The sequence below is a fragment of the Marivita sp. S2033 genome, assembly GCF_046592965.1.
In the GTDB taxonomy this organism is placed as follows: Bacteria; Pseudomonadota; Alphaproteobacteria; order Rhodobacterales; family Rhodobacteraceae; genus Marivita.
Map to the genome: position 1 here is coordinate 1 of NZ_JBISBV010000004.1, position 12,783 is coordinate 12,783.

Genomic DNA, 12,783 nt, shown 5'->3' on the forward strand with positions numbered 1-12,783 from the left:
CGTCGAGGAAGCTTCTGAACAGAAATATCAGGGGGGTCACTTTTGGACGCCGATTACCCCAATACAGGGGTCAATCTTGCATGCCGGTTCACATTACCTGAAAATTTGTCGTTCACCCATAACCTCCCCAATCCCTCACTATTTGCTCTTGCGGCATCACAGAATCAACTTCTACCCCGTGATAATGCTGCGGACGAAATCCAAAACTTCGTAGCAGCGGCCAAACGGTAGACGTCCAAGGCGTCGTTGGCGGCGGGAAGCGAAGATCAAATAGCAACGCTTGAGTTTATCAAGAAGCTGCGGCATCAATTTCAAGCAGCATAGCGTCCATCCTCACCCAATTCGGCCTGCCCCAGCGCGGCGAGGCTTTGCATCAGTGGCTCTACCGTGCTGACCCTTGCGCGAACAAAGCGGCGGGCGACCTGTTCTGGGGTGGCTTCGCCCATCTCGGACAGGGCTTCTCGCACAGCGGCGATCTGCTCTGGCAAGGCTTTGGGCCATGGCGATTTTTCGACTTTGGCCACCACGCCCAAATCCATGTCAGCGGTCTTGCCTTTGGCGGCTTGCTTGCCTGTGGGGTTCTGATAATCGGGGCGCAGCCAGCGGACATGGCCTTGCGCCTCTTCCTGTGCTCGCTCCTTGTTCAATGCTACAAGGCGAAGCAGAATTTCCTCATCGCTCAAGTCCGAGGGCCAGCCGTAGGCCTCTGCCACGGCGGCATCTATCTGATCGTGTAAATCGCGCAGGATGCCGATCAAGCCTTGGTCATAGATGTCCTTGTCCTTACCTTCGATAGTCTCCCCTGCACGCAGCTTTTCCAGCACGTTGTACATCTGGGTCAGAGTCATCTTGGGGTGCGCGGCCTGTTGACGCTTGCGATGCGCGTCGAGGTCTTCGCCAAGCTGGCGCAGGTGGGTGCGTTGGGGGTCGGTGAGGTCTGGGAAGGGGAAAGGATCGAAGCAGCGAGACTTATTATAACGGGGATCATTTCCGTAACCTAAGCGCCCACCGGCGGCAAGTGACCATACGACATGGTGGCGGCTTGAAAGCACTGAAATATCCGAGGCATCACTTAAGCCAAAGGAAGTCAACATATTATCGGGCAATATTGCCTGATTGAGAAACTGAAAGACGCGATGCTTGGACGTTTCTACCGTGGCGATGTAGCGAGGCAAACCATCTAGTATTGGCCTAAGCATTTGTCGTGGCTTTCCGTGCTGCCACCACAGCTTTGCATATCCAGCACTATCCTTGGATTGCGTGGCCTTTGCATCTCTTTCGGGTTTAACGTTGTCTGCCAAATGTTGATAGATCGCAGGGAAACGGCTCCTTACTTCAGGCTCAGACAAACCGAATAGATCAATTACCATGACGCCCCGAGGCGTTGCCATCAGATCACGGCCATTGCGATATTCTCGTATATGCTTCTCCGCCCCCGAGACGGTTCCGAGGCCAAGTATTTTAGCCGTATTGGGTGTCACAATGAAGCCCGCGCCATGTAGCTTCACGCCCGGAGAAGAGAGGCCGCCATTTGCCAAAAGCGCCTTGGCCCCCGCCACGTCCGCCCCAATCTGCAAATTCGCAAATATCTTGCCGATCTGGTGATCAAAGGTCACGGCGTGTCCGTCAGCCTCGCTCTTGTTCTTGCTCTCGCTCTCACTTGCCAGTGTCAGCAGCCGCCCCCCACGGTTGCCCGCTGCCCCCACTGTCATGGCGATGCGCACCGCCGCGCCAAACTGCGTATCGACCCAAGGGTGATCCGGGATCGCAAACAACAACGACAGCGGCTTTTTCGGGTCGTTCAAATGCGGCTCCAGCACACGGCGATTGAATGCCTGGCGCAAACTGTTCGTGGTAATCAGCCCAAAGCGCCGCGTGCCTTTGCCCGTCTTGGCATTCCATCCCCGCGCCGCCAGTGCCGCCTTTTCCCACCAGAACATAACAAGGTCCGCACTTTGCGGCATCTTGGGGTAGGCTTTCCAAAGCGCCTCGACGTATCCATCGCCCAGACTGTCGCGCAGGCGGGATGCGCCAATAAACGGCGGGTTGCCCACGATGAACTCCGCCTCAGGCCATTTGGTTGGTTTTGGCTTAGCATAATCAAAGACGGCAATGCGCGCAGCGGGGTCTGGCACTTCCTCGCCTGTGACGTTGTGGCGGATGGTGGTGATCCCGTCCCAGCGGGTGACGGGCGTGTCGTTCGCGTCCATGCGCGGGGTACGCCCCGACCATTCCAGCACCGCATCGCCTTGGCGGATATTTTTAAAGTCGCGCAAAACAGGCTCGGAAGGGGCAGCCTGCCCATGCGTGCGGTAGTGCCATTGCAGATAGCCGATCCACAGCACCAGCTCTGCCACGTTTGCCGCCCATGGGTTCAGCTCGATACCAAGAAACTGGTGCGGGTCCACGGTGATAAAGCTGGATTGCGTCTCGCCCAGCTCTTCCAGCAGGGATGTCACTTCGCCCTCTAGCCGCTTCATCATCTCCAGCGCCACATAGAGGAAGTTGCCAGAACCACATGCGGGGTCCAGCACTCGGATTTCGCACAGCTTGGCATGGAAGTCGCGCACCAGCTTGCGCGCGTCCTCGTCCTTGCCATCCTCCGCCAAGCGCTGCACAGCCGTTTGAACATCGCGCCAGTCCTCCCGCAGCGGCTCCATGATGGTGGGCGTCACAAGGCGTTCGACATAGGCGCGGGGCGTGTAGTGGGCCCCAAGCTTGTGGCGCTGGCGTTTGTCCAATGCGCGCTCCAGCAGGGTGCCAAAAATTGCGGGTTCGACCTGTTTCCAGTCCGCTGTTGCGGCTTCGATCAACAAACCCAACTGCAAGACGTTGAGCGGCAGGGCGTCGGCTTCCTTGAACAGACCGCCGTTGAAGCGTTTGAGGTCCTGCATCAACACTTGGGAAAAGCCGCCCGTGTTCATGGTTTCCCACAGCCCCTGCAATGACGGTTGAGCGTGTTCGGGTCTGCTGCGTAGTTTGATCAGCAGATCGCGGAAGCTGTCACGCGGGATCAGGTCCACATCTTCTGCGAACATTGAAAACAGGCAGCGCATCAGGAAACGCGCGACTGTCTCGCTATCATGGCCTTGACCCTCAAAGCTTTTGCCCAATTCCGCAAGGTGTGTGGCTATTTCGCGTGTGACTTTGGCTGACTGCAGAGATGGATCAAGGCTTTGTGGCTCTGTCCAGATTGCCCGCAGCAGATCGCGGGTTTCCTCATGCGCCAAGTCTTCCAGCTTAATCCGGTAGCGGTTGCCATCGGGGAACTGGTTATAGCCCTGTCCTTGCCCAGAGAAATCGGCGTAAAGCTCGATCACGTGCCCAACGTCCACAACCATCAGGAAAGGTGGCCAGCCGTCCTCTTTGGCTACTGCACGGGCGTAGTTGTCCGCCTGATTGCGGGCCTTCATCATGGTATCATCAAACTTTGACGTACCGCGCTTGCCGTGTCCTGATTGCTTCGGCGCGTCCTTTTCCAAGAACATTTCCAGCGTGTTCTTATCGTTGGCATCTGGTGAGACAAATTGCTTAGCCTCAAGGATAAAGTGACCCTTTTTATACAGGTCGATGCGTCCGTTACGCTTCCTGCCAGTGTGGGTCAGAGTAACAGGGCGTTCAAAGCGATAGTCTAGAAAGTCGCCGTCTTTGTCGGATACGTTGGGCCGTGGCACACCCAGCAGTTCTGTCAGCTCAATCGCAAAGCTCTGTGCCGTGGCCATCTCGCTGCCACCGGACCCAAGCCAGCGCTCAATGAAGTCATCTACCTGCACAAATACCGCCTAAGAGCCCAATTCTATTGGATGGAAGTTGTGCATGTATCCGAAGGTGTTTCAATCCCACCCCTGCGTTGTGCGCTTCTGGGGAACTTTCTGGATTTAGCCAAGGCAAGATCAATCGGGCTTTATAGATGTCCGCAGCCCGTGTGCGAATGCCGGTTCATCCCGCACATCCCCGGATATGTCGTCCAGCAACGCCCAACGAAGCGCAGTACAAGCCAGTCCAAAATGTGGGCTTAAGTGTGGGTTCGCAAAATGCCAAAACCCACAACCAACTGAAATTAAATCATAAAATAAGGGGTGATGGCGGACCGAGGAGGATTCGAACCCCCGACCCCTTGATTCGTAGTCAAGTACTCTATCCAGCTGAGCTATCGGTCCACGAGGCGTGGGATAGCCGCAGTGCCGAGGTGATGCAAGCGCAAATCCCAAGAATTTTTGGCGCCGCTCATCGACTTGTCAGGGTGACGTCGCCCATTGGCAAGCGAATGCGGAACGCGGTTCCGGTTGCGTCGGTTCGCAGCAACTCCAGCGTACCGCCGTGACCGCGGATCAGTTCTTCTGCAATTGCAAGGCCCAGCCCCGACCCACCTTTGCGCGCGCCGCCCTGAAAGGGCTGGAACAGATGTTCTTTAGCTTTGTTGGGCAGGCCGGGGCCGGTATCGGTCACATCGATGCACCAGGCATCATCCGACGCGCTCGCGGCTATGTTGATCTCGCCAGGCACGCCGCTGCCGACGATCGCTTGTCGCGCATTGCGAACCAGATTGGACAAGACGCGAAACAACTGTTCGGAATCCGCGCGCACCATCAGGGTGCCCGGCACGTCCTCGCTTAAACTCAGGTCAAATTCACCGATGGCCAACCGCTCGCTGTCCAGCACATCACCGACAAGCTCTGCCAGATTGACCAGCATCAGCGTCGGTGCCGGTTCTTCTGCCCGGCCGAAGGCGAGCGTGCTTTCGCAGAGCGAAACCGCCCGCTTGATCGATCCGACCAGTTTCGGAGCCATGCGTTGCACCACCGGATCCTTGCTCATTTCGATGCGGTCGGTGAACAGCTGTGCCGACGTCAGGATGTTGCGCAAATCATGGCTCACGCGGGCCACCGCCCCGCCCAGTTGTGCCATCCGCTCCTTTTGCTTGAGCGCTTGCGTCAGTTGTGTTTGCAAGGATTGCAGCGCCTCCTCTGCCTCGCGCAGTTCGGTCACGCGGGCCGATGGCTGGATCACCCGGCGGGCGTCTTCGGGGGCTTTGGCATAGCTTTGTATGTGCCCCACAACACCCTTGATCGGCTTGACGAGCAACACGCGCACGGCCAGGAACAAGAGGCTGGCGGTCACGATGGAAATGACGGCCGACAACAGCAAGATGCGCACGCCATACTCGATCATGGCAACGCGTAACGCGGTGGTCTCAAGCGTGATTTCGATCAGCAATCCACCGTCCCGGAACGGGTTGCCGATCACCCGGATCACCTCGGGCTCGCGCATCAAGAGCCGATGCATCGCATCCCCAATCAGAGTAAGAGACGACACGTCGCGCAAGTCATAGGTGGCTGACACGGCACCGGGAATTGGCGACGACAAGACCAACTGACGAAGCTCGTCGCGCCGCAGCACGACGTTGAACACCCCCGCGTTCAACAGCAACTCATCTTCCAGTTCGGAATCGATCATGTCATCGGCCAGCAATGCCAGCGAGGCGATCTGCGCCCGCTCCAGCCTGTTGAGCAGAAAATCTTCCCGAAACCGTGCCACTGAAGGTACGAAAATCAACACCTCGGCCAACATCACGAAGACCATGGTCAAAATCAGAAAACGGCCTGACAGCGAATTCAACATGAACCCGTGCTCCGGCCGGTCACGTCATGGAAGCCACTTCTGAACAAACCCAACCACTTTCTTCACCACATCACTCTCGAACAATCTCGGCGAGAAATAAGCGCCCGCGGCCCTTTTGTTAAGCTCTCCTATCGTGGGGTAAGGCGCGACCATGTTGGCGACCTGGCTCATCTTCATCTTGTTGGCGATCACCAGAGCCCAAAGATTGATCAATTCGCCCGCCTGTTCCCCTGCGATCGAAGCTCCCACGGGCCGTCCTTTGACCACCATCACCTTGACCAAGCCGTTTGTCTTTCGCTCGGCAATGGCGCGATCATTGTGTGTATAGGGAAAGCGCACCACCTCGACCTTGTCGCCATGCGCGTCCTTCGCTTGCGCCTCCGTCATACCCACCTGCGCCAATTCGGGTTGGGTATAGGTCACCCACGGGATGTGCCGCGTGGTCGCCGAAGAGGGTAAGCCGAACAGGATCGACCGGATCACCACACCCGCATGATAGCCCGCCACATGGGTGAATTGCAGCCCCCCGGCGACGTCACCTATCGCATAGACCTTCCGGTTCGTCGTGCGCAGATGGGCGTCGACCTTTATGCCCGATTTCGAGGTCTCGATTCCGGCTTTCTCAAGATCAAGGTCTTGAATGTTCGCCTTCCGGCCAACGGCCACCAAAAGATGCGAGCCCTTGAAGACACGGCCGTCCTCGACTTCGACCTCGAGCGACCCCGCTGTCCCGCGCACTTCTTCCGCCTTTGCGCCCTCGACAATCTCCACGCCCTCGCCGCGCACCTGCTCCAGCACGATTTCGGCGAGTTCTGGGTCATCTTTTCCAAGCGCACGCTCCCCCTCGATCACCGTCACTATCGCGCCAAGCCGACGATGCGCCTGCGCCATCTCCAGCCCGATCGGACCGCCGCCGATGATCAGAAGATGGGCAGGGATCTCGCGCACATCCCACAGTGTTTCGTTGGTCAGATAGGGCACCGCGTCCAATCCGCGGATCGGCGGCACCAAAGGCGATGATCCGGTGGCGATCACGACTCGTCGTGCTCTTATCCGGTGGTCGCCCGCTTCGACTTCGGTGTCCGAGACAAAGCGCCCGAATTCGCGGATGACCCGAACGCCGAGGCCTTCGAAGCGTTCCTGGCTGTCAACCGGCGCGATCTGAGCAATCACTCCAGCCACGTGATCTTGCGCCGCCGCGTAATCGACCTGTGGAACGACGTTGGCAATGCCATAGCGCGATGCATGAGACATGGCATAGGCCGTTTTCGCACTCGCGATCAACGCCTTGGACGGAACACACCCGTAGTTTAGGCAATCGCCCCCCATCTTGCCCGCCTCGAGCAAGACGACCCGCGCTCCCATCTGTACAGCACCTGCGGCGACCGACAGGCCGGCAGACCCGGCGCCGATCACCAGGACATCAGTGTCAATCCGCTCCATGATTTATAGCCCTTTCTTGCCGCGTACGGCATTTAACACGATGGGAAGCGCCGCAAGTGCGCACAAGCCAAGAATGGGCAACAGAATCTGCGGCTCGAAGATGATGCCGAAATCAGGCGTCTCTCCTCGCTCGAACACTTCTCCGAGGCCCGCGCCGACGGACGTATACACGACACCACCCGGGATGATGCCAAGCGCTGTCGATACGAAGAAGCGATATAGGGCGACGCCCACCAAGGCGGGCACGAGATTGGCCACAAAAAACGGCACCGCCGGCACAAGGCGAATCAGAAACAGCATCGACCACTGGTTTTCGTCAATTCCGGCCTTGATCTTGCGCACCACCCCATCGCTCGCGTCCATGCGCTTGGACAGCCTGTCTCCCAACCCGTACCGCGCAGCCAGAAAGATCAGAGTGGCTCCGATGGTTGCAGCGAGCACGTTGAACACCGCGCCGGGGAACACACCGAACAAAAATCCGCCCGTCAGCGTCGCCACGGTCGCGCCCGGCAGCGAAAACGCGACGATCGCAATATAGCCTGCCATGAAAATCGCCACGGTCATGGCAAAGTTCGCATCGCGAAAGGATGTCAGCGCGTCGCGATTGTTCGCCAATGTCTCAAAGCTCAACGTGTCCCGCAGAGTGAAAGCGCCTATGATCGCCACGACGCCAATCGCGATGATCGGCCCGTAACGCATCCAGCCCGGTCGTTTCTGCGCGTCAGCCATAGTCACCTTTCCATCTCGGCCACCATCGACCCCACTGCGGGACAATGCCCCGAACCGGGCTTTGAAAACACCCGCCTCACGCCCGCTTGATCTGGCGGCGCGCTTTACGTGAGAATTCGCATGATCAGGGTCCGGATTGAAACATTTGCCGTCATAGGACCGAAGAGATATGTCAATCGCACACGAATACCGCCCTTGCGACGTCTCTGGTTGAAAATATCTCGGGGGAGGCGCGAAGCGACGGGGGCAGCGCCCCCTTTTCAAAACCTCAAAATACCCGCGCCTTACTGTTTGACAAGCGCAGCACCCCTGAATATAGCACGGGCTTCAAATAGAACCGGCGGTCGAATCCGCGCCCCCGGACCGACAAGACGGAGTAGGACGCGATGAAACGCACCTTTCAACCCTCGAACCTCGTGCGCAAGCGGCGCCACGGCTTCCGGTCGCGCATGGCCACCAAAGCTGGTCGCAAGATTCTGAACGCGCGCCGCGCACGTGGCCGCAAATCGCTGAGCGCGTAACGCGCGACGCGACGTTTCAGGTTACCTGACATGACACCGCCGGAGGCCTCCTTTGACAAAAGGGGATCAAAACTTCCGGCGGTGTCGTCTTGCCCGCACGTCACCGTTCTGCAAAAGCGCGCCGACTTCCTTAGCGCCGCGCGGGCAACGCGGCGGGCCACCAATGGAATGCTGGTGCAGGCGCGCAATCGACATGACGATGATCCCACGATCCGCGTCGGCTATACCTGTTCCAAGAAAATCGGCAATGCCGTGATGCGCAATCGCGCCAAGCGCCGCCTGCGTGCAGTGGTCGATGAGGTTCTCGCAGATGGCGCCCAGCCGGGTTGGGACTACGTCCTGATCGGCCGTCCCGGCGTCACCATCGATCGCCCGTTCAATGCGCTCAAGAACGACCTTGCCTACGCTTTGCGCAAATTGCACCCCGCACCATGACGCCCCTCGCCTGTACACTGGCTCTGCCCGTAAGAGCGTACCGGCTGATCTTCAGTCCGTGGGTCGGGCACAATTGCCGCTACCACCCCACCTGCTCGGCCTACGCCCTGGAGGCGTTGCAAAAGCATGGCGGCTTGAAAGGCGGGTGGCTGGCGGCCCGGCGTATCGCGCGTTGTCATCCTTGGGGCGATAGCGGCATCGACAACGTGCCCGACCCATAGAGCGGCTGGATCACAACAAGATGAGCGGTGGAACGGATGTCGGCCCGCTGTTGTTTCTTCTCCAACATTCGAGAGGAGATGAAATATGTCGACATTCACTACAGTAAATCCGGCGACCAACGAAACCATCCAGTCATACGACCTGATGAGCGAACAGGAAGCGTTTGACCGTGTTGAGAAATGCCACGAGGCATTCCTGAAATGGCGCGAGCTGTCCCATTCCGACCGTGCACCCTACCTGAAAAAGATCGCAGAAAAACTGCGCGAAAATTCAGATGAGATTTCCGCGCTGATGACGAAAGAGACCGGCAAGTTGCTCAAGGACGGTAAGACCGAGGTCGAACTCTGCGCCGCCATCATGGAATACACCGCAGAACACGGTCCGGACGAATTGGCTGACGAAGAACGCACGCATGGCGGCGATGGCAAGCGGGGCGTTGTTACCTATCAACCCATCGGCGTGCTATATTCCATCCAACCCTGGAATTTTCCGATGTATCAGCCGATCCGCGTGCTTGCCGCCAACTTGATGGCAGGCAATGGATGCGTGCTCAAACATGCCAGCATCTGCACCGGCTCTGCATTGCGTCTTCGCGAGATCTGCATCGAAGCGGGCCTGCCCGAGGACATCTTTCAAGTGATCCTGATCGACCACGACACAAGCGACAAGATTATCGAACACCCCAAGGTGCGCGCTGTAACAATGACCGGCAGCGACGATGCCGGACGTCACATCGGTTCGGTCGCCGCAAAGGCGCTGAAAAAGACCGTGCTGGAGCTTGGCTCCAACGATGCCTATCTGGTTCTCGAGGATGCCGACATCGAAACGGCGGTGAAATTCTCGGTCATGGGACGCCTTTATAATAACGGCGAAACATGCGTGTCCGCCAAACGCTTCATCGTGACCGACAAGGTATACGACGATTTCGTCGATGCATTCGTCGCAAAGATGAAAGAAATCAAGATGGGCGACCCCACCGACGAAAACGTCCAGCTTGGCCCGCTGTCGAGCCAGGATCAGTTTGATCGGGTCAAGGAACAGGTCGACACATCTGTGTCCAAAGGTGCGAAAGTTCTGTGCGGCGGCACCGCACCGGATCGGGACGGCGCGTTTTACCCGTCTACCGTTCTGGGCGATCTAGAACCCGGAATGCCCGCCTTTGACGACGAGATTTTCGGTCCCGTTGCCTCGATCATCCGAGCGAAGGACGATGAAGATGCAATGCGTCTGGCCAATGACAGCCGCTACGGGCTGGGCGGCGGCATCTTTAGCAAGGATGAGGATCGCGCCCTGAAACTAGCGCGCGACCATTTCGACACAGGAATGATCCGCATCAACTCGTTCGGCGCTGCCGATCCGAACATGCCGTTCGGCGGCGTGAAGGATTCAGGCTACGGGCGCGAACACGGTGGATTCGGGATGAAGGAATTCGTCAACGCCAAGGCGATCTTTCTGCCTTGAGCATGGCCGCGGCGGGCGAGAGTTACGCCCGCCGCTGGTTCAGACCCCCAGGCAATAGCGCATGATCGCCTTTTGCGCGTGAAGCCGGTTTTCTGCCTCATCAAAGATCACCGATTGCGGCCCGTCCATCACCTCGGAAGTCACTTCTTCTCCACGGTGGGCGGGCAGGCAGTGCATGAACAGCGCATCCGGTTTCGCATGGCTCATCAGCTCTTCATTGACCTGATAGGCGCGCAGCATATTGTGCCGGCGCTCCTTGGCCGATTGCGCGTCATGCATCGACACCCAGGTATCCGCAACCACCAGATCAGCCCCCTGAACTGCCTTGGCTGGGTCTCTTTCGATCGTCACCGACACGCCCGCATTTCGGGCCAGCCCGACGAATTCCATTTCGGGATCAAGCTGCACCGGCCCGGTGAACGTAAAATCAAACCCGAATTGGCCCGCGGCATGGAGGAATGAAGAACACACGTTATTGCCGTCGCCGCACCAGACGACCTTCTTGTCCTTGATGGGTCCGCGGTGCTCTTCATAGGTCATGACGTCCGCCATGATCTGGCACGGGTGCGTCCGGTCCGTCAGCCCGTTGATCACCGGAACACTGGCGAATTCGGCCATTTCTTCCAGCACGCTCTCATCGAAGGTACGGATCATGATCAAATCGACGTATCGCGACAGAACGCGCGCTGTATCGGCAATCGTCTCGCCATGACCCAACTGCATGTCCGACCCCGACAGCACCATCGTCTCGCCACCCATCTGACGCACGCCGACATCAAACGACACTCGCGTTCGGGTCGAGGGTTTCTCGAAGATCAGTGCCACCATATGCCCGGCCAGCGGCAATGTGTCGTCCACCGCCCCCTTGGGTCGCCCAGCGCGCGCGCTTTTCATCGCCAATGCGTCGTCGATCACCCGCCGAAGATCGGCCGCATCGGTTTTGTGGATATCCAGAAAGTGCTTCATATCTCGTTCCTTCAGGCCATCGCGTCGCGGACGGCATCTGCCGCGAAATCCAGCCGGTTCACGGCCTCGGACATTTCGTCCTCGGTGATATTGAGCGGCGGCAAAATACGCACCACATTGTCGGCCGCCGGAACCGTGATCACACCGCAGGTATATCCTGCCTGAACCAGGTCGGCCGGCGCGATCTTGCACTTCAGACCCAGCATCAACCCCGTTCCGCGTACCCCTTCGAATACATCTGGATGAGATGCCACCAGACCTTCGAGTTTTTGCCGCAGGAACCCGGCCCGCGCGTTGACGCCCTCGAGAAAAGCCGGATCGGACACGATATCCATAACCGCGCAGCCAACCGCACAGGCCAAGGGGTTGCCACCATATGTGGAGCCATGCGTGCCAGTCGTCATGCCGCTGGCTGCCTCTTCCTTGGCCAGAATCGCGCCCAACGGAAAGCCGCCGCCAATGCCCTTGGCAACCATCATGATGTCAGGCACGACCCCCGCCCACTCATGCGCAAACAGGCGCCCGGTCCGGCCCATGCCGCACTGCACCTCGTCAAGAATCAAGAGCAAGCCCTTTTCATCGCATAGCGCGCGCAGCCCCTTGAGGCATTGATCCGGCAATGGCCGGATACCGCCCTCGCCCTGTACCGGCTCGATCAGGATCGCGCCGACCGTGTCGTCGATGGCAGCGTGCAGCGCGTCGTGATCGCCCCACGGCACATGTTTGAAACCGGGCAATAGCGGCCCGAACCCCTTGGTCATCTTTTCGGACCCCGCCGCAGCGATCCCGGCGGAGGACCGGCCGTGGAAAGACCCCCCGAATGTCACGATGGTGGTCTTTTCGGGCATCTCTTTGTCATACCAGTATTTGCGCGCCATCTTGACGGCCAATTCGCAGGATTCCGTCCCCGAATTGGTGAAAAACACCGTGTCTGCGAATGTCGCTGCCACCAGCTTGTCCGCCAAAGCCTGCTGCTGGGGGATCTCGTAGAGGTTGGAGACGTGCCACAGCTTCTCGGCTTGCTCGGTCAATGCCGCGACCAACGCGGGGTTTGCATGGCCCAGCGCGTTCACGGCAATGCCTGCGCCCAGATCCAGAAAACGTCGCCCATCCGCCTCGATCAGCCAAGCGCCCTCGCCTTTCTCAAACCGGAGGGGCGCGCGCGAATAGGTGGGCAAGACGGAAGGGATCATGGGAAACCTCGTTTCAAGAAGCCCAAGCCGTGCCAAGCGGCGCGGGCCAAGTCAATTGGAAGGAGTGAGATAGCAGACAAAAGGTGACGGAACGCCCACAATCGGGCGGTAGAGCGAAATCAGAAAATTCGTCGAAGTGATGTCAACAGTGTCATGGCGCGCAACATGTTTCAAATCCGGCCGGAACACAA

Annotated in this window: 10 protein-coding genes and 1 tRNA gene; 4 read left to right on the top strand and 7 right to left on the bottom strand. The window is 58.6% G+C overall.

All coding sequences use genetic code 11. The annotated features are described in order from the left end of the window. Positions 1 to 311 precede the first annotated feature (311 nt). The 5 genes from ACGKZZ_RS08745 to ACGKZZ_RS08765 form a co-directional block, all read right to left on the bottom strand. A complete protein-coding gene (locus ACGKZZ_RS08745; protein WP_411223166.1) occupies positions 312 to 3,773 on the bottom strand; it encodes a class I SAM-dependent DNA methyltransferase in 3,462 nt (1,153 codons plus the stop codon). 310 nt (positions 3,774 to 4,083) lie between these two features. Further along, positions 4,084 to 4,160: transfer RNA gene (locus ACGKZZ_RS08750), tRNA-Arg, on the bottom strand. A 67-nt stretch (positions 4,161 to 4,227) separates the two neighbouring features. Beyond that, positions 4,228 to 5,622 carry a sensor histidine kinase gene (locus ACGKZZ_RS08755; protein ID WP_411223167.1) on the bottom strand — a complete coding sequence of 465 codons (1,395 nt, stop codon included), beginning with the start codon at positions 5,620 to 5,622 and terminating at the stop codon, positions 4,228 to 4,230. A gap of 24 nt (positions 5,623 to 5,646) precedes the next feature. Next, positions 5,647 to 7,065: a dihydrolipoyl dehydrogenase family protein gene (locus ACGKZZ_RS08760; RefSeq protein WP_411223168.1), complete on the bottom strand. Its 1,419-nt coding sequence runs from the start codon at positions 7,063 to 7,065 to the stop codon at positions 5,647 to 5,649. Between the two features lie 3 nt (positions 7,066 to 7,068). Further along, the gene (locus ACGKZZ_RS08765) at positions 7,069 to 7,794 is read right to left on the bottom strand and encodes a TVP38/TMEM64 family protein (RefSeq protein WP_411223169.1); all 726 of its coding nucleotides are present in this window, start codon (positions 7,792 to 7,794) and stop codon (positions 7,069 to 7,071) included. Positions 7,795 to 8,180: 386 nt separating this feature from the next. On the opposite strand from ACGKZZ_RS08765, the gene rpmH reads away from it, so the two are divergent. The 4 genes from rpmH to ACGKZZ_RS08785 all read left to right on the top strand — a co-directional run bounded on the left by rpmH (position 8,181) and on the right by ACGKZZ_RS08785 (position 10,433). Then, on the top strand, positions 8,181 to 8,315 hold the full coding sequence (rpmH, locus tag ACGKZZ_RS08770) for a 50S ribosomal protein L34 (protein ID WP_072775959.1): 135 nt from the start codon (positions 8,181 to 8,183) through the stop codon (positions 8,313 to 8,315). Positions 8,316 to 8,345: 30 nt separating this feature from the next. Beyond that, positions 8,346 to 8,750: a ribonuclease P protein component gene (gene rnpA, locus ACGKZZ_RS08775; protein WP_411223170.1), complete on the top strand. Its 405-nt coding sequence runs from the start codon at positions 8,346 to 8,348 to the stop codon at positions 8,748 to 8,750. After that, complete coding sequence (yidD, locus tag ACGKZZ_RS08780) at positions 8,747 to 8,971, top strand: membrane protein insertion efficiency factor YidD (protein ID WP_411223171.1); 225 nt, start codon at positions 8,747 to 8,749, stop codon at positions 8,969 to 8,971. Before rnpA ends, yidD begins: the two co-directional genes overlap by 4 nt. Positions 8,972 to 9,056: 85 nt before the next feature. Further along, complete coding sequence (locus ACGKZZ_RS08785) at positions 9,057 to 10,433, top strand: NAD-dependent succinate-semialdehyde dehydrogenase (protein ID WP_411223172.1); 1,377 nt, start codon at positions 9,057 to 9,059, stop codon at positions 10,431 to 10,433. Positions 10,434 to 10,472: 39 nt separating this feature from the next. On the opposite strand, the gene argF is transcribed toward ACGKZZ_RS08785, so the two are convergent. Both argF and ACGKZZ_RS08795 read right to left on the bottom strand, forming a co-directional pair. Then, on the bottom strand, positions 10,473 to 11,399 hold the full coding sequence (gene argF, locus ACGKZZ_RS08790; protein ID WP_411223174.1) for an ornithine carbamoyltransferase: 927 nt from the start codon (positions 11,397 to 11,399) through the stop codon (positions 10,473 to 10,475). An 11-nt stretch (positions 11,400 to 11,410) separates the two neighbouring features. Continuing rightward, entirely contained in the window at positions 11,411 to 12,592 is a 1,182-nt protein-coding gene (locus tag ACGKZZ_RS08795) for an aspartate aminotransferase family protein (RefSeq protein WP_411223175.1), read from the bottom strand. Positions 12,593 to 12,783: the final 191 nt, after the last annotated feature.

What these genes read in the sequence shown, in the direction of transcription:
- ACGKZZ_RS08755 (WP_411223167.1), bottom strand. Translation starts at nt 5,622, where the DNA reads ATGTTGAATTCGCTGTCAGGCCGTTTTCTGATTTTGACCATGGTCTTC.
- ACGKZZ_RS08760 (WP_411223168.1), bottom strand. Translation starts at nt 7,065, where the DNA reads ATGGAGCGGATTGACACTGATGTCCTGGTGATCGGCGCCGGGTCTGCC.
- ACGKZZ_RS08765 (WP_411223169.1), bottom strand. Translation starts at nt 7,794, where the DNA reads ATGGCTGACGCGCAGAAACGACCGGGCTGGATGCGTTACGGGCCGATC.
- rpmH (WP_072775959.1), top strand. Translation starts at nt 8,181, where the DNA reads ATGAAACGCACCTTTCAACCCTCGAACCTCGTGCGCAAGCGGCGCCAC.
- rnpA (WP_411223170.1), top strand. Translation starts at nt 8,346, where the DNA reads ATGACACCGCCGGAGGCCTCCTTTGACAAAAGGGGATCAAAACTTCCG.
- yidD (WP_411223171.1), top strand. Translation starts at nt 8,747, where the DNA reads ATGACGCCCCTCGCCTGTACACTGGCTCTGCCCGTAAGAGCGTACCGG.
- ACGKZZ_RS08785 (WP_411223172.1), top strand. Translation starts at nt 9,057, where the DNA reads ATGTCGACATTCACTACAGTAAATCCGGCGACCAACGAAACCATCCAG.
- argF (WP_411223174.1), bottom strand. Translation starts at nt 11,399, where the DNA reads ATGAAGCACTTTCTGGATATCCACAAAACCGATGCGGCCGATCTTCGG.
- ACGKZZ_RS08795 (WP_411223175.1), bottom strand. Translation starts at nt 12,592, where the DNA reads ATGATCCCTTCCGTCTTGCCCACCTATTCGCGCGCGCCCCTCCGGTTT.